Origin of the sequence: Lacticaseibacillus chiayiensis (assembly GCF_004123795.1) — a bacterium.
GTDB lineage: Bacteria > Bacillota > Bacilli > Lactobacillales > Lactobacillaceae > Lacticaseibacillus > Lacticaseibacillus chiayiensis.
Genome location: NZ_MSSM01000042.1, coordinates 1 through 17,445, shown reverse-complemented (window position 1 = coordinate 17,445; position 17,445 = coordinate 1). Strand labels below are relative to the sequence as shown.

The following is a 17,445-nucleotide window of genomic DNA, read 5'->3' as shown; positions in this document are numbered from 1 at the left end:
TTTTAGCGATTCCGAAAAAGCACCGCCCACCTTTGAATTCCAATCCAATCAATGCCAAACAAGATCAATCCCACTGCAATGGCCATCAAGCATGGGAGAAGGAACATAAGGCCAAGGTCGATATTCACAGTTAAACCCGCCTTAGCACAGGCAGTAGCTAGTAAACCATACAAGCTAAGATTGCCGACAACGGCAACAACGTAGAAGCCTACTGAACAGATGATGCTTTCAGACAAACGTTCCAGCATCAACTGTCCGGTAGTGAACCCAATCTGATGCAGTTGATTTAAATTCGCTCCCTGCTGCCGTCCCCTTAACATTGCCACTGACACGATATTTGCAACGACTATGATGACCGGCGCGCCAACGTAAACAATAAATGAAAGCAGCGCATTTTGAACATCTACTTGACCTGCTGGTGTAAAACCATACAACGAGATATACAGGCCGATGCCAAGTGTCTGGACTGCCAAGATGGGCACAAGCATTGTCGCCAGACGCTCCGAATTTGCAATGACCTGATAGCTCGCCGTTCCTATAATTGCTTGACGTTTCGAGGGAAGATATTGCTTCAAGAAGGCAAAGAAGTGCGCCAATAGTTGCCTCCCTGCAGCCAATTGCAAGAAAGCCAGCGCCACAAATGCTAAGAAAAATTGATTGCCAGCACGCTGCGTCATTTGATCGAATGTCTGTTTTACAGCAGGTTGAAGTATGATCCGTACAGCAGCCGAAAGCAAAACAAGAAATGCCAATCCGCCCAAAATGAATGAGAGGTGTATGTAACGGTGACGATGGCTAGTGCCAATCCGTTTTAACGCGCCGCGGGTCTTTGCGAGCCCCGAGACAAAACAAGTTACCGTAACAATGGCACACGTTTCGATCAATCCCATTAATGAAAAATGAAAGGGTGCATTTGGCAACCATTTTTGACCAAAAAGCTGTTGTAACAACCCATAGAACGGTGTGACTGTCATGATACCTAGAAAGTAGCCCATGAACCCGCCGATACTGCCGAGAAATGCAAGCTGCGCGGCAACTAATAAGGTAATTTGTCGCGGAGCCGCTCCTAAAATGGCCCAAAGCTCGTAATCCTGTCGCAGAATTCGCAAAACACCGCGAATCACCCCACCAAGTACGAAGAAAAGCGCCATGCTGCCAAAGATCATCGGTATGATAAATAAAGGCTTAGGATCGTCGACAAGGCCGCTCAGAGTGTCTAGACCGACAAAACCGGTCATGCAAAAACCTACCAGCCACCCAGCAACCATAAAGACAAAACCGGCCGTTACCCAAACCCGCCACGAATAACGAAACTGCAACAAACTTGCTTTAATCATGGCGCTACCTTCTCGGATTCACGCATCGCAGCAAACAATGCTTGCTCGGTGGGGTGATTGAAAACCGCATCAATCCGGCCATCATGTAAGATAACAGCTCGATCTGTATGCGCTGCCTGTTCAATATCATGTGTCACCATCACGACACACACGCCACTATCTGCCAGTGCCCGTAATCGAGCAAAAATGACCTGGCGAGAAATAGAATCCAAAGCGCCAGTCGGTTCATCAGCAAAGATCACTTTAGCATGCATCATCAAGGCTCTGGCAATAGCCACTTTTTGCTGTTCACCGCCTGATAATGCAGCCGGTAGCTGTGATAAATCCGCTTTAAACTGCAAATCGTTCATTAATTGCTGCACTGCTTCACGTGTGACTTTTTGGTGTGCTAACTGCAGAGGCAACACGATATTGTCATATGCAGGTAAGGCTGGCAACAAATTGTACGATTGAAAAATAAAACTCAGGGTACTTCTGCGCAAAATAGCCATTTTGCGTTCAGACAACTTGCTTAACGTCTGACCGTTTATTTGTACTTCACCATATGTAGGTCGGCTCAGTCCGGACAGGCATCGTAACAGTGTTGTTTTGCCAGAACCAGATGGCCCCACGATGCTCACGAATTCGCCAGCGGAAGCCTCAAAATCGATGCCATGCAGAATTTCGAGCGCTTCACCTCGCCTTCCTCGTCGTTTAACGCTTTTTCTCACATCCATTGCCTTCAAAACAACTGTCACCACTACCACCTCCTGGCATCAAACGCGACCATCATGCGACTTTGGCACCACTTCGTAGACGATCGCGTTAATGTTGTAACGATAATAAGCGCGCAAAATTCGACCCAGATACTTTGTGGTTTTCCAAAGAATCGGCACCACCAAAATAGCACTGCCAAGCATGACTAAGCTGAAAACCATTCGTAAAATAGTAATCGCCTTAATCCCGGCAATAGCCTGCCAGACTACAGCAAATGGAGCCACTAAGGACGCGCCAACAACACCCCACATGGTAAGTTGTAATGACACAAGCAACACGGCAGCGATCCAGAAGAATAAAACATTAAAAACCACGCTGCCCAGAAACGCAAAGAAATTAAAGTGACGCGCCACTATCCGATCTTCACCAAAGAAATAGGCAGTATCAACATCAAATAATTTGGCCAGATCCTGCACAGCCTTTACTGGTGGGACATGCTTGTTACCTTCCCAACGTGCGACGGTTTGCTGCGTCACATAAAGTCGTTCAGCCACCTGACTTTGGGTCATTTTCTTTTCTTCGCGTTTTTTGCGAATTCGTTGACCGATTGACTCGTTCATCGCAACAACTTCCTTTCACTGGAACATCTTCAGTAAGCCATGGATAGCTCCAAATAGCTAACAATTTATTTGATAGGTGCCAGAATGCCTTGATATGACAGCATTTTCCGTATGTAAATTAAACTACTATTTTCCGGGAAAGTGATTCGATTTTTTGGTGAGATCGGTTCATTAGCTATTCATGAACACGCAGCTTTATTGCTCTATTGGTCAAAAAAAGCCCCACAATCATTAGATTTTGTTTGTCTAACAATTGTAGAGCACTTTACTTTGGTTGCGAAGCGTTTTCAGTTTCATGAGTCAAATTCACAATGATTAAATCTAACACCACCGCAGGAATCGAACCCGCGTGCAGAATTTTACTGCCGCAACAGCATGGCTGATCAAACATGGAGGTTAACTTTTAGCACTAACCCTTGTAAATACTGTCATCCCCTGTCGCAACAGTAGGCGAAGCGGCATATCAGTAACCGTTATTAGTCACGTAGATACCAAAACATCTTTATAACCCGCCTTAGTTTACGCCTTTTGGAAAACATAAGTCACAGCTGCCATCTCTCTCGTCCAATTACCGATAGTCAGGGTTGTCGAACTTGTTGAGAATTTGATAAAACGATAACCGTCAGTTGACGCTAACACATGACCTTCATCATCTTTATTGACGGTACTATTGGTAATCGTCATTCCTGGAGTCGTGTTCTTTTGCCAGACAGTCGTGATGGTGTATGTGGTCGTCACTTGTCCGGTTTTGGGATCGGTCGTCTCTGAATCTCTGGCTGAGACGTTAACAAATTCGTAATTGTCAGTGTTTGTCAAAACTTTCCCAGTCTCGTCAACATTGACCATGACATTATGAATAAAATGCGGTGTTTCATTTTTCTTCCAAACAATCGTTGTCGTGTTTGTCGTGGTGACATCACCGGTTGTGGGATCTGTGTCAGCGGCAACCTCTCTTGAAATGGAAACTCGCGTGTAGCCGTCGACATTGGTTAAAATGTTGCCAGACTCGTCGACGTTCACCGTCTTATTAACGGTTCTGTAGGCAATTTTGTGATAAATGTTTGTCGTGGTATAAGTCGTAACAGTATCACCGTTGGCAAGTGTTTGAACTGACTTGACAGGTGTCCCCGCCTTAATGAGCTTGTAGCCATCTAAGTTGGTGAGCACTTGGCCATTTTCATCCTGGTTAATCGTCACATTCTTCTCAGTGTTATGCGGAATATGGATAGTTGGCAACGTCTTTTTGGCTTCCGCAACGGTTTGCTGAACGGTTGTTAATGTTCCGTTGTGATCGGTAGCATCAACTTTTTCCGTGTGTTCGTTAGCCGTCTTAATGTCGGCATTCGCAGCATCGGTATTCGTTTTTGCCAAAGACAGCTGATCTTGCCACGCCGCAATCTGCGTGTTTAAATTGGCAATGGTTTGATTAAGTTGATCTAACTTTGCATTTAAATCCGCTAAATGTTGCTTGACAGTTGCAGCTTCCTGACTATTTGAACTCGTCACTGTCTCTGGCAGGCTTTGTAAGGTCGTCTGCGCTTGATCAAACTCGCTCTGAGCAGCTTTTGCTTCATTGTCGACTGCTGTCAAGTTCTGATTGGCGGTGCCAAGTTTCTGGTTAGCTAGGCCGGCTGCCTGCTTCGCTTGAGATAAAGCGCTATTGGCATCCGCAAGCTGGCCTTCATAGACCGTGATTTTTTCTTGGGCAACTGCCAGCTTTGCCTTGACGTCAACCACTTGGGCTTGTGAAGTTGGATCATTTTTAACTTGGCCTGCCATGGTATCTAACTGCGCTTGAAGACTCGTGATCTGCCCGGTTAGATCCTTGACTGCTGAAGTTGCCTGGTCAACTTCAATCTGTTTGGCGTTCACAGCAGCATTAGCCTGATCAAAAGCAGTCTGTGCTTGTTTAGCAACAGCCTGTGCCTCCTGCAACTCGCTTTGTGTCGCCGTAACTTTTGCTTTGGCAGTATCAACGGCTGTCTGTGCTGCCGTGCGTTTAGATTGTAGTTGTGTCAGGGTCTGCTCATTTTCTTTATTGAGCAGTACGATTAATTTTGCTTCTGCCTCTGCTTTGGCCTTTTCGGCTGCTGCCTTTTCCGCTTCGGCTTTCGCTTTAGCTGCCGCTGCTGCTTCTAGTGCTTTCTTTGCTGCAGCGTCATCAGTCGGCGTTCGACCATTAGCACTCGATCCATTAGCACTCGATCCAGACGACGTGATATTTTGTCCCGATTGGCCGGAACCTGACAAGTTTGTATAACCGCTCGGTGCCGAACCATTAGAACCACCAACAACGGTGTACTTCGTTTCTGCTTGTTGCGCAGGACTTGCAACTGCCGGTTTAGCTGGATTCAAATTAAAAGTCTGATTGGTTCCGGCAGCATTTTGAGTGGTCACCGTGGCATTTGCCCCACTGCCTTGCAGCGTCAACTTAGCACCCGCGTAAATCAAGTCAACATTAGCAATATGATTAATCGCTGCCAACCGCTCAACCGATGTCGTCAAACCGCTGTTGTTCATCGCCTCGCTGATCGTGGAAAGTGTATCGCCCCATTGAATATCGTAAACTGTTTTATCTGAAGCTTTGAGTTGTGCTTCAATTTGACTGACAGGCCGTAGCTTCCAAACCCGTCCATTATTTGCTTGCGAGTTTGATTGTGACGGCTGTTGGTCGCTGGCGTGTACAACGTGACTCTGGCCCAATAGACCGGTTCCGGCAGCCCCCATTGCAAAAACTGTCAAGCCAACAGCCAACCAACCATGATGCTTGCTGTGAACCAGTGTCACTTTGTGTGTTTGATCTTCCACTGACGCCCAAAACTCTTGCTGTTTTCCCATGCTATAATCCTCCGTATTTTTAAGTATTGTCATAATCCCCATAGAAAAATGTATAATTTCGTTCTCTATAACCACAAAAATGCTAGCGTTTACAAAAACGGCATTGCCAAAAAGAACTTTAGCGATGATCCGCCAAGTCGTGCATTTTCAAGTTTCTAGGCTATTAGCAATCCAAAACAAAAAGGCTTGAGCTGTCAAAGCATCCAAACCTCTTAATGATGTCTGCGGAAGTCTCCTAAACAAGAAGCTTCCTCCAGTCAAGCATCGTTATGTTGACCTACATTGGGCCCCACTAAACAAAACAGGGTCTTTTTATGAATTGTTTTAACAGTGTTCATAAAAACAGTGACCAGCATCATGGTTAAAGAGACTGATTCGACCTTAAGTGGTTTTACTCTGTTATATCGACTTAAATTACCTGATAGATAACCGTTCCCAACCAACCCCTTTATGAATTAATTGATGAACATCTCGTCATTGACCAATAGCATACGCCCCACGCGATGTTATTTTGCAATTGATAAGATTTTATTTATGTTTAGTAACCAAAGCAACGCAACCGCCGTCATCCCCTCGTGACGTAAAACGCCGCATTTAGCCACCACCAATCGAAAGTACCTACTACTATCCCAACAACATGTTAACCTGCCCCACGCAGGGTTAGCATGCAAGTGACAGCTTCAAAGCATTTTTGGTAGCTCAACTTTGCGTCTGTAACCAAATCAAACAGTGGCACGTGATGGTTTCTCATCACGTTGGTTATTATACGTCTTTATGGTCTAATAAGTCTATTTATTTTTAAAATATATGCTAACTAGCACTAATCCTTCAATCCCCAGTCAGGTAGCGTTGATGTAATGACTGAGCCAAATAGGGGGTTAGAGATTGCCACTACAAGAAAAAATTGCAAAACGGATCCATGAGTTGAGACTCAGCAAAGCGATGACCCAGGAACAGTTGGCCGAAAAAGCCAATATGGATGTCTCCATGCTGGCGCGAATCGAACGCGGCAGTCGCGGTGATATTAGAATGGGCACATTAGACCGGATCATCAACGGCTTAGATGTCGCCTACCAGGAATTTTTCACGTTTGGCGAAAAAGAAAACCCAGCAACGCAGCTCGCCTCTTCAATTGCATTAATCCAAGATCCAGATGTGATTGCTGCTTTACAGAAAATTGTCAATTCGATTCTTAAAACGCCTAGTCAACATTAGCTAGCGTGATGCCATGGATCTTCGTGGCAGCCATTCGCAGTCAACATTTTGTTGATAGCTCAATTTATGGTTTCCCAACTATGCCAAAAGCGCCAAATCATCGCAACAACAATTAGCTGCTGCGATGATTTGGCGCTTTTCTTAATGCATCTAGTTCCTTTAGGACATCTTCATTATGGAAATGCTGTGCAAAGGCCTCCACCTTCACCAATTTATTTGAAGCGATATTGCTCCCACTGGCTTTTAACTTGATTGATAAAGTAGAAAGACCCTGTGGCAATATAAATCATTTCGGCATCCGGATTCGCAAGTATACCGTTAAATAATGAACTCGGATCCGGAATTTTGTAAAGCACATGATTTTGCTTAATTTTCTGATTTGCTTGAAAAATTCCATATAACTTATCAGCAGGCAACGCTCGCTCCGGGTTATCTGGCGTTGACACCACAAATTCCGCATTCGGCAAATCAAGCAGCCGATCGACACATCGTACAACCTGTTTATCCCCTAAAAAGCCGACCCACCCTGTTACTTTTCGGTTTGGGACAGTTAACAAAAATATCTTCACCAGCGCGTTGGTGCCGTTGATCGGAAGCGCAATCTTTTTAATCGACAGTGTCAACGAACTGAACTTTTCGGCAAAACGATCGCGCAACGCTTCGACAATTCTGACGCCCAAGTATTCCAGTAACTGGTCTTGTGACAACGCCACTTCATGCGCGATAATCTTGTAAACCTCGCCATAGCTAATCGTGTTCGTTAATGCATCGGCCTTTAAAACGTTAAGATCCTGTAATTTTAACCTTATCTCGGCTGATACCTCGATATCCTAGCCAACTCCTTTTAACGCCGAAATCACCGGCAAAATGCGTGCCAGTTCCATTTCCGCGCTGATCGGTCGACTGCCGGGTTTCGTTGTCCGCCCGCCAATGTCGATCATGTCAGCGCCTTGCGCTACCAAAGATAAAGCATGTTCGACCGCCGATTCAGTGCTTTCATACTTCCCGCCATCATAAAAAGAATCTGGCGTGACGTTAACAATCCCCATAACCTTCATCGTGCCATCAAGCGGCAGTCGGAAGTTGTTTGCAACAAAATAATCTGGTTTCATCGTGAACTCCTTTAAGGTCAATTGCGTGATCATGACGTACAACATCAAGCCAGAGCAAAATTACAATGTTTATAAGTTGTAACGAGCAGCTGCTCTCTCCGCAACAAATTGCGCACAATGAAAACAAGGATTAATGTACCATGCAAAAGAAATTACTGCAGTTTTTTGATTATTAGTCGGAGCCCTTATTACTGTATAATTGTTGATAAACAAGATCATTTCGGAGGAATATCATGAAAAAATCAATAATTGGGGTCGCCACGCTCCTTTTCGGATTGGGCTTAACAGGCTGTGGCAACCAGCAAAAAGCAAACGAATCAAGCAAATCATCTGTATCAAGCAGTGCGGCTCCCGTTAAATCCGCTTCGAAGCAACCTTCAGTATCTAAAAAAGAAGCCTCAATGTCTAGCCAAAATGCCAGTTCAAATAGTACCGAACAAGCCATGTGGTCAAGCGCCAAAGGGCAACAACTTGCCGCGTTCATGAGCGGGTGGCAAAAGACAATGGGCCAGCAATACGAAAGTTACTGGCAAGGCAACAGTGCTGATATGTACGGGCTAAAAATTCCTGACGAATTAGCCCAACCTGACGGAACAACCGGCAAGATGGCGCTGGCAGTCGGCGACAGAGCTGTTACCTGGGCATTGAGCGCAAATGGCGAAAGTAATGCTGAATATACCATCGTCGCTATCTATTCAAACGCAGCGCACGCACGTTATGGCGGTAAATACGTCTACCTATTCACGCTTCACAATGGCCAGCCTGAGGTGCTTGTTACTGGGCAGAATCAGGGAAATGAGAATAACTGGATATATTTTGGCGAAACGCGAAATGAGGCGTTGCGGGAAGGGTTTGCTAAGATTGTTAAGGGTGACTAATGCCGTAGAAATTCTGTTTGCGCATTAATCCATAAACATTCCAAGAACTTAATACTCTCTTTCCTGAATTCGCACTGCTTTTTTGTAAATCAAACAAGCACTTATAAAACTTTCTAAGAGAACGCAAAAGGAGGATCCGCTGCGATCCTCCTTTTGTGTCACTTCATTAAGCTTTTTCAGATTAAAACAAAAGCGCCAGTGTCGAAAGCTCCGAAAACTGACGCTCACAAACGTTGAAACATCTCGATATCTTAAGTGAACTCACCTTTGTGCTTTTTCCCAAGTGCAAAGGCAATTTTGCTCATAGTATCAAAGCAGGTCGGAATTTTTAATTAGGCTGGCCGGGAATCCCGTGTCTTTAGTCAGTGGTAGTTGATAAGTTGATACCTTGGATGCCATTCGTATAAGTCCAGGCCAATATTTCGGCCATGTCCCCACTGCGATAATGTTGGCTGATGAGATTATTCCAGTCCGGCCACTTATCAAGCGGTACATTGATTAGCCCTACGCCATAGTCAATCATCAACTTATTAGCCGCTAACATTGCGGTGCGCTTGTTTCCGTCCCAGAAAAGTTGCTCACGCATGTTGTGATACAGCAATTTTAACGCCCGCTCAGTGACACTTATGACGGCATCATTGAGCAAGTCTGTCAACCATTTTTCTTCAGCGGCAACGTCAACATTCGGTGGCATAAAGTCTTCTTTGCTACTGATTTGAACCGTGCTATCTCCCGTGCGAAAATGACCGGGATCCAGTGAGTCATGTAACGCGACGATTTTGTTGATATGGCGTTCCATCTCAAGCGTGAATGGTTGATCATCAGTGGTGATATATTGCCAACCCCGTTTGAGTTGCACAATCACGTTGATGTCATCAATTGGCACACCATTGACACCCAGTCCATCCATGATTGTCTGCGTTTGTGGCAGCGTTGTGTTGACGCCTTCAAACCGAGCTTCGGTATGCACAAGCTTAACAAAGTTGGCTCTGGCAAAACGTCTATTTTGTTCTGGGGTGATTTGAAATTTGTCCCGGAACATTGGTGCACCTCCCAAAAAATTTTCTTCAACCTAGTTAAATTATACCGCACATCTCCGTCAGTCGATGATTGCGGCATTCTCTCTCAGCTTTTCTTGACTGATATGAGGCCTGCCTTTATTGAGTTTTTAAGCGGCCTCTCTAAGAACTTACGCTCCACTTTCTTAAATTCGTATTCCTTTTTCTTAAATCAAATAAATACTTGTAAAAACCGTCTTAAAGAACGCAAAAGAGGATCCACAACGATCCTCTTTTTGTGTCACTTCATTAAGCTTTCTTGGATTTAAACAAAAGCGCCATCATTGAGAACAAGGTAATGAACAACCCAACAACCACGCTTACCAATGAGTTAGTATCGCCAGTTTGTGGATATGACTTCTCAGCCGTGACAGATGTTACTGGTTTCGCCGCGAGCGGTTTAAGATGTTGACCTTCATCAGTCTTCGTTTTGACATCAAGTGGTTGCGGCTTTGTTGTTCCTTGGCCGGCTCCTTTGTCTGTCTTGTTTTGCTGACCTTTGGCTTTCTCTTCAGCTTCCTTGCGCTGTTGCTCCTCTTGTTTCTTCTTTTCCTCTTGTTTCCGCTGTTCCTCTTGCTTCTTCTGCTGCTCCGCTTTTTCCTGAGCTTCTTTTTCAGCCTGAATCATGTCAGCAGACTTGTTGGCTTTGACTTGTTTCAAATTGTTTTCTGCATCATGAACGTCCAACAGAGCTGTTGCTAATTCTGCTTGGGCTTTGCTGAGATTTGTCTTGAGAGCAGGTAAACCCGCTTCCAAGGAGGCAAGCTTGTCTTGTGCGGCAACTAGAGCTTGCTGCTTGTCAGCACTATCCAACTGGGCTGCACGCAGTTCGTCTTTAGCATTAGCCAAGTCCTTTGCCAATGCTGCTTTCATGCTGCTAAGTGATTGAACTGTCTTAACAGCATCGTCAGCGCGCGTTTTAGCAGCGTCAGCATCTTGCTGTGCTTTCAGCAGGTCAGCCTTCGCACTATTTAACTGTGCATGAGCTTTTGTTACAGCATCTGTGCTACTTACCAAGGATGCTTGCGCGTTAGTAAGGTCCTGACGGCTAGTTTCCAACTGAGCATCAGCCTTAGTCTTTGCAGCCGTTGCATCGTTCAACGCTTGGTTGAGCTTAGCACCATCAGCATACAAGGCATTCAAAGCTGCCTGTTCAGTTTGGACGTTATTCTCCAATACTTTACCATCTTTAACCAGCGTATCTAACTGGGCGTTCATTTGGTTAATCTGAATGCCGAGAGCAGCGGCCTTAGCCTGATCTGCTGGTTTCTCAACAGTATAGTCAAAGATGAAGTTTGGCAGGGCTAAGGTGTCTGAATCTCCCTTACTATAAAAAAGATCATTTAGCAGCTTTGATTGTTCCGCCGTCATGTTCACGCCGTCAGCTTCAAAAGCAACGGCCCCAGTCTTTGCATTGTACGCGAGGCCAAAATTGCCAGCAGTATACAGCAAATTAGCTCGATGCCCATAATGCTTAGCTTGGCCTTTAGGGTAGACATTGTTGGTCTCATCATACCAACCGGTCAAAATGTCATATGCAAATTCTTTATCAGACAACACGCCACTCATTCGAGCTAGATTCTCATAATATCCCGCGCCGAGATGATCAAGGCTTGTTGCTGTTTGGGCATCTGCATTAACTTGGGCTACTTTGTTAACGGCATCTGACATTTGAATAGGTGGCTGTCCATTCAAGGTGCGCAGCTGATTAAGATACTGCGTGAAATAAGTGCGCACATTATCCATGTTTGGCACATACTTCTGATTCTCTGGCATTGGCTGAACAATATGTTGCTCGTCCGTAAACTTGGAATCCAACAAGATATTGGAATAATCCTGCGAAAAATCAACCACTGCTTGCGGTGCTTCCGCTGCCGTCTTTTCTTTTTCTGCTTCGGCAATCTTTTGATTAAGTGCGGCTTGATCAGCGGCGTTTTGCGCTAGTTTGTCTTTTGCCGCTGCCACAGCTTTAGCCTGGGCATCTTCGGTAACTTGATGGCTATTAACATCCTGTTGCGCCTTATCTACCGCATCGCTTGCTGCATTGGCAGCTTGCTCGTCACTGTTCACCTTATTATTAGCTGCATCAACAGCTGACTGTGCCGTTTGTTGCTGTTTGTCCGCAGCACTTGCCTGATCCTGTGCCGCATTAACCTGACTTTGTTGCTCGTTTACTTTCTGCTCGCTTGCAGCCAAATCGTCTTTAGCTTTGTCCGCCTGTTTCTGAGCATCTTCTTGTGTTGCTGGCAGCGCGTCACTCTTTTTCTGAGTTTCATCAATCTTAGCCTGAGCGTCTTTGGTAGCTTGGTTCGCTGCATCCGCTGCCTGCTTAGCTGCCTCAGCATTCTTTTGGGCCTGCTCAATTTCGGTTTGTTTAGCTGCAAGATCGTTTTTCGCCTTATCAGCCTGTTCCTGTTTTGTCTTAGCCGCTTGATTAGCCTGATCCAGCTGATCTTGCGCTATTGCAACGTTCTTGTCATATTCTTGCGCATTCTTTGGTTGCGTGTGGTTGTCACCGTCTTTTTGGACTGATACTTGATCAGTCGACGTGTTCTGCGTACCCGGATCCTGTGTACTTGCCCTCACCACTTGCTCGTTACCCAACTGAGTTGAAAATAATGTAGCCATTGCCACACCTGTGTACAGTGCGCCCTTTACGAGATTATTTTTTGCCCTCATTTTTGCTTCCTCCAAAATCATGGTTGCTGCCTGACTGTTCAATTAAAAACATTGTTCAATAACTCCAGACGAAAAACTTCTCGGCCTACAATTTCAATTTCAGATAATAGGCCGTACAAGCGGTGACAATTTTCTCTCTCAATCGTCGCTCACTGTCATGTGCTTTTGTTTCATGCCGTCTAAAGATATTACGGTGTTTTTAGTCCTCTCTGTTAGGATCAAACTATCTGATCCAAAATAACCTCCGTACGTTTTATCGTAAACTTTAGCTACTCCAGGCATGGCGCTCGTGAGTGTTAGATACCTTTTGTCATAAGCTAAAGCTGGTCCAGTTTGTTCTGCTCCGCCACCCACAGATATTTGTGCTTCGATATAGTCGACATACTCTTTGCTAACCTTATTTCCAGTCGAATCAGTTTCTATTTCTCCCTTTATCGCAATTTCCCTAGCACCGAACTTAGATGCCTTCAAAATTGCAACCCTCTTCTCTCTATCGCTAGGCGAAAGCATAGAAAGCTCTACTTCATCCGTCATATCTGATTTTCTTCTTTTTTCGAATTCAGCTTTGCTCTCTTTCAGAATTGCTTTGTAGGCACTTCCCAAAGAGCTAAACTTGGCAATTTTTCCTAATGTATCATACTTAGATGGGACTTCTATTCCAATTATCTTTCCAGCTTCTGTTTTAATAATGGTGTGAACCATTGAATCTTTTCCAAGCGGTGTGGAACTTGAATCGGAAACATCAAGCCAATAAAAAGGCGCACTTTCATAGCCTTTCTTTACAAAAGAAATTCGTTCAGGAGTAGAAGATCCTCTTGAAGACTTCGCACTTTTTCCATTCTCTCTACATCCAACAAGAATCACTGTAAGGCACAGTGCCGTGAGGATCATGAATATCCTTTTTCGAACATACCTGTTCATGCTTAACCCTCCAAATTAGGCCTTAATAGTTTTCTTTACACAGTTAGACTTTATCTTCATCTGTAAAATCTTTTTGCAGTATTCTTATAACTTTAATTCTCGAGCATTTGAATGACTGGCTTTAAAGTCAGATATCGCGGCCTGTTCAGTTTTTGCCGAAAATCCAAAAAATTTAGAATATTTAAGTTGATTAGGATTTTCGGTATGGAGCTTACCATCATAATAGGGAAGATCATTATAACCATAATTTCGATACGTAACATTTGGAGTACCAATGCCGGCAGTTTCCGTAATTTTTACGACAGTGACAAAACTAACATATTTCGCCGATGCAGGAACCTTTCTGTATGCCTCATCACTACCGAAGTTCGGGTAGTAATTATCTGCAACGCTGACATAAGTCGCCATCGACTTCACGTCGTACTTAGAAATCTCTCCTGATTCGTGTTCAGACTGCACATCGGCCAAAATATCAGATTTTAACTTAGCCCAGTCCGTAATATCAGATACAGGCGTTAATCCTGTAACCTTAAAGTTGACATGATCGGAGCCAGATAAGACGTGCCCCTTATTAAGCTGTACGTATCGATAATCAGAAGATAATTTAACCTTGACTTGATCGCCATTCTTTAAGCTTTTGTCTGGGTCAACCGAAAGATGAGCACCAGACTTCTTATTGGACTTTAATTCCCCATATCCGTCAATGCCAGAAAACGTCGGTCTATAGTTACCCATCACATCTTTGAGCGTATAGCTTTCTGTCTTCTTCAATCCAGAGACTTTAAAAGCCTTAGTTCCGCCCTTAATAGGCAAATCCTTGGTAGCATCTACAGTAAGCTTTACTGTATCGCCATTGGACAATTTTGAATCCTTATTAAAGGAAACCTTGACACTATCTAACTGCTTTTTTGCATCCGCCAGCTTGCTAGCTTCTTTGATATCTGTAAGAAACTTAGTTGGTACATGGTCATTAATAATTGCTTCCGCGTCATTCTGGGAGATACCATTTTTAGTTAACAAAATAGATTCAATTTTCTTTGTCACTTGATCGCTGTTGTAACTCACCGTGCCATAACCGTTGTATCCTTCAAATTTAGGCGAAATATAGGATAAAACGTTTGCGGGCTGACTTGCAATAAATTTAAAAACACCAAACACAACCACAACGCCAATGATGGCAGCAATGAATAACTTCCGATGCTTTTGAAATAGCTCCTTGACTTTCATACTGATTAATTCCTTCCCCAACCATTGTGATTTTTGCCTCCATTAATCGACACAAGTTTCCTGACTACTTGCGATCCCCCTTTCTTTAGCATTGCGTATATATTGCTAAATGCAATGCATATTTATTCACGGTCATTTCCTACAATTATCTTGCAGGAGGTGATATAAGAATGACTTTCAAAATTCGCCCAGATCGTAAAGAAACCGAAAATAAAACAATTCGCTTTCCCCTTGAACTTGTAGGGAAAATTGAAAAGGCCATTGAAGGTAAAGGTGTCACTTTCTCAGGATTTGTCATTCAAGCTTGTGAATATGCTCTCGATAACATGGATGATAGCAAAAACAATGAATGACGAATGTTACACCATCCTGCTCTCAAATTTTACATCATGCACTATTTTTTGCAATACAAAACGCAATATTTAACCAAGACTTTCTGATTCTTAAAAAACGCACAACGAAAAAGCTGAAGCTTCAACGATTTGTATCGTTGGTGCTCCAGCTTTTTTGAATAAAGGCTAACCTCTGGATTAAGGATAGTTGTCATACTGTGGTCACTATAACTCGAATAACATGCTTAGCCAATCTCATCAGTTCAAAATTTAAAGCGTTTCCATAATTTATAATTCTCACGGCCTTGATGAAGCTTCCTCTGGTTACGCCTGATCTGACGTAAAACTTGACGCTTGATCACAACTCGATACTTCGGCTTGCCCACTTCAAATGCTTCCTGTGCCCTTAAAGCATATCCTAACATTGATGATCTCGGCTTCTTTACCTCACCGCTCAAATAGCGAATCGTTACGCCCTTGTGGACAGAATGGAGTGTCCCAGGCTTCATTTGTCTAATCTCCTGAAGCCGGCCAAGATATTGAAGTACTTGATGTATGTTTGGTGCTACATAGCCTCTCCGATAACCAGTAGAACTTAGAACATATTTAGGAACAACTTTATTTTGGATAATGTCAGACTCGGTAAGCCCTTGTCTGACCAGATCATATGAACGACCAAATGTAATATACTTGCCGACTTCTCGACGACCTCTATAAATGAACTTATAGATACTCTTCGGCCGCATTGAGACAGAAACCCCGTCAAAGATAAATCCAAGATAGTCAATTTTGCCAGGTTTTGTTTTCCTTGTACCGTGATCATAAAACAGTGTTACTTCATGACTGTTTTGTTCATATAAGTACAGCTTAGTTTTTGTTGGCTCAATCTTCAAATGCAGTAAATCTTGGCTTTTCCGGATAATTTCTGACATAAAATTCTCGACAGATGCCTTATTAAGCTGATCTCCCGATAATACAATAATAAAGTCATCCGAATATCGGCGATAAAGTCCGCCGAATCCCTCACACCGTTTCATCAGCCATTCGTCAAAATCAATCATATAGACATTCGCCAACACGGCGCTGACAGCAGTTCCCTGAGGAATACCTACATGGTTTTTCCCAGAAAAACGAATCTGTTTATTTCTAATGAGTTGCCCAAGTTTTTTTAAATTGCTAACGTATGCCCGCGCTTTGGGCTTTTGTGACCCGTTTGATCGATATGCAACTCTTACGCGTGCCACTTGAAGCTGCCTTTCTAAGGTTTTTCGACTAATGGATTGATATTGTGTAATTGACCGAAGCATTTTGCTCCAATCCTTGGGCATATCTCTTCCGAACACTTTCCGGAGATTAAGCGCAAGGTGTTGATGGTCCAGCGTATCAAAAAAATGATGGAAGTCACCTTTAATAATCCATGATTTGGGAAACGAGGTTGTGTAATCAAAGACTTCTTTCGCGATAGTGATGTTTGATAGATGTACACCAGGCTGAGCTTCGCGATATGCAACGGCAACATCATTAATGTCATGACTAATAGCGTAGTCAGAATATATGCGATTTAAGGCTTTACCGTAATAACGATATGTTAAAGCATCATGATGCGAAGGTAACATAATCTTACGTGATTTTGGCACGGCCTTCTTTTCTTTGAAACGAAAAATCCGAAATCGAATCTCAAAAGAAATAAATGGCAGGTATCGGTGATGAATAATATTTCCAGTAGAGATGTCCGAAATTAATCGTCTTCTTTCCTTTTCGGTAACTTGAAAATCAAAATGAAGATAATTCTTACCATTAAGTTTTTCCAGTGCCTGTACCCCAACCCGCATGACTGGATCCATAATATACCTCCGAATGAAATCAGGCGCAACCTATTCGACCGTATTTGTCGAAAGCCACGCCTGTCTATCTTATCTCCTCAATGATACGTTGATTCGAAAATAACATCCATCTTCATCAGACGAATGAATACATTTAACATTACAATTATAATAAGAATTGTTATAACCGTATCGGTAGTTAGCCATCAACAAGGAGGCACACTAATGCTGGAATGCATCGTGACCACGCTCATCAGAGTCATTATCGAGCAATCATGCTTGACATTAACGCCGGCTAGCGTTGCGGAAGTCTCATCTGCGACTAATGTCGAATAGTATCATATCAGAATCGGTAAAAACATTATACCACATTGTTCTTCAAGAACTAAACTTCATTTTCCGTAAAGTAAGAATAAGTCAACTTGGAAAGGACAACATTTTTTGCGGTCGGCTCTGTCAAGTTGACAGATGAAATAATATAAAATTTTGGTAGCTTTTAGATGGCCTTATTCCAGTATTCTTCTGGGGTAAGGCCGTCTCTTTGTTCTGAACGATTATCGTGATTGAAATAGTGGATCCCATCTTCAACGAGCTGGACGAATTCCTTGTAAGTCTTTGCCATTGGATGACGATCCATCCACCGCAGTTTAAATTCGTTCCACCAGCGCTCCATTGGTGCGTTGTCATAGGGCGTTCCCGGTCGCGACAT

The 17,445-nt window shown here is 43.6% G+C and carries 14 protein-coding genes and 1 pseudogene; 3 read left to right on the top strand and 12 right to left on the bottom strand.

Annotated elements, in window-relative coordinates; all coding sequences use genetic code 11:
- Nucleotides 1-2 precede the first annotated feature (2 nt).
- From BVJ53_RS13480 to BVJ53_RS13465, 4 genes and pseudogenes are all read right to left on the bottom strand, one after another.
- Entirely contained in the window at nucleotides 3-1,337 is a 1,335-nt protein-coding gene (locus tag BVJ53_RS13480) for an ABC transporter permease family protein (RefSeq protein ID WP_129302857.1), read from the bottom strand.
- A complete protein-coding gene (locus tag BVJ53_RS13475; RefSeq protein WP_414467464.1) occupies nucleotides 1,334-2,053 on the bottom strand; it encodes an ABC transporter ATP-binding protein in 720 nt (239 codons plus the stop codon). Before BVJ53_RS13475 ends, BVJ53_RS13480 begins: the two co-directional genes overlap by 4 nt.
- 39 nt (nucleotides 2,054-2,092) lie before the next feature.
- Nucleotides 2,093-2,653: a helix-turn-helix domain-containing protein gene (locus BVJ53_RS13470; RefSeq protein WP_129302855.1), complete on the bottom strand. Its 561-nt coding sequence runs from the start codon at nucleotides 2,651-2,653 to the stop codon at nucleotides 2,093-2,095.
- A 525-nt stretch (nucleotides 2,654-3,178) separates the two neighbouring features.
- Nucleotides 3,179-5,491, bottom strand: a pseudogene (locus BVJ53_RS13465) (LysM peptidoglycan-binding domain-containing protein); the annotation flags it as partial.
- 885 nt (nucleotides 5,492-6,376) lie between these two features.
- Between BVJ53_RS13465 and BVJ53_RS13460 the strand changes: the two are divergent.
- Entirely contained in the window at nucleotides 6,377-6,706 is a 330-nt protein-coding gene (locus BVJ53_RS13460; protein WP_129302853.1) for a helix-turn-helix domain-containing protein, read from the top strand.
- Between the two features lie 212 nt (nucleotides 6,707-6,918).
- Here BVJ53_RS13460 and BVJ53_RS13455 read toward each other — a convergent pair whose 3' ends face one another.
- Nucleotides 6,919-7,533, bottom strand: coding sequence for a dihydroneopterin aldolase (locus tag BVJ53_RS13455; protein WP_129302852.1), 615 nt, complete (start codon nucleotides 7,531-7,533; stop codon nucleotides 6,919-6,921).
- Nucleotides 7,534-7,536: 3 nt separating this feature from the next.
- Nucleotides 7,537-7,818: a dihydropteroate synthase gene (locus BVJ53_RS13450; protein WP_129302851.1), complete on the bottom strand. Its 282-nt coding sequence runs from the start codon at nucleotides 7,816-7,818 to the stop codon at nucleotides 7,537-7,539.
- A gap of 233 nt (nucleotides 7,819-8,051) precedes the next feature.
- Here BVJ53_RS13450 and BVJ53_RS13445 point away from each other — a divergent pair, with 233 nt between their 5' ends.
- Complete coding sequence (locus BVJ53_RS13445; protein ID WP_129302850.1) at nucleotides 8,052-8,696, top strand: DUF4767 domain-containing protein; 645 nt, start codon at nucleotides 8,052-8,054, stop codon at nucleotides 8,694-8,696.
- Nucleotides 8,697-9,054: 358 nt separating this feature from the next.
- On the opposite strand, the gene BVJ53_RS13440 is transcribed toward BVJ53_RS13445, so the two are convergent.
- The 4 genes from BVJ53_RS13440 to BVJ53_RS13425 form a co-directional block, all read right to left on the bottom strand.
- Nucleotides 9,055-9,738 carry a Fic family protein gene (locus BVJ53_RS13440; RefSeq protein ID WP_129302849.1) on the bottom strand — a complete coding sequence of 228 codons (684 nt, stop codon included), beginning with the start codon at nucleotides 9,736-9,738 and terminating at the stop codon, nucleotides 9,055-9,057.
- A gap of 265 nt (nucleotides 9,739-10,003) precedes the next feature.
- Nucleotides 10,004-12,433 carry a CAP domain-containing protein gene (locus tag BVJ53_RS13435; RefSeq protein WP_129302848.1) on the bottom strand — a complete coding sequence of 810 codons (2,430 nt, stop codon included), beginning with the start codon at nucleotides 12,431-12,433 and terminating at the stop codon, nucleotides 10,004-10,006.
- A 138-nt stretch (nucleotides 12,434-12,571) separates the two neighbouring features.
- The gene (locus BVJ53_RS13430) at nucleotides 12,572-13,354 is read right to left on the bottom strand and encodes a hypothetical protein (RefSeq protein WP_129302847.1); all 783 of its coding nucleotides are present in this window, start codon (nucleotides 13,352-13,354) and stop codon (nucleotides 12,572-12,574) included.
- Between the two features lie 84 nt (nucleotides 13,355-13,438).
- On the bottom strand, nucleotides 13,439-14,581 hold the full coding sequence (locus BVJ53_RS13425; protein WP_129302846.1) for a hypothetical protein: 1,143 nt from the start codon (nucleotides 14,579-14,581) through the stop codon (nucleotides 13,439-13,441).
- Nucleotides 14,582-14,751: 170 nt separating this feature from the next.
- Between BVJ53_RS13425 and BVJ53_RS13420 the strand changes: the two genes are divergently transcribed.
- Nucleotides 14,752-14,934, top strand: a complete 183-nt coding sequence (locus BVJ53_RS13420; RefSeq protein ID WP_129302845.1) for a YlcI/YnfO family protein — start codon at nucleotides 14,752-14,754, stop codon at nucleotides 14,932-14,934.
- 242 nt (nucleotides 14,935-15,176) lie between these two features.
- Here BVJ53_RS13420 and BVJ53_RS13415 read toward each other — a convergent pair whose 3' ends face one another.
- Nucleotides 15,177-16,757: a reverse transcriptase domain-containing protein gene (locus BVJ53_RS13415; protein WP_129302844.1), complete on the bottom strand. Its 1,581-nt coding sequence runs from the start codon at nucleotides 16,755-16,757 to the stop codon at nucleotides 15,177-15,179.
- Between the two features lie 475 nt (nucleotides 16,758-17,232).
- Nucleotides 17,233-17,445, bottom strand: a 213-nt coding sequence (locus BVJ53_RS13410; protein ID WP_158280585.1) for an integrase core domain-containing protein, incomplete at its 5' end; no start/stop codon positions are given.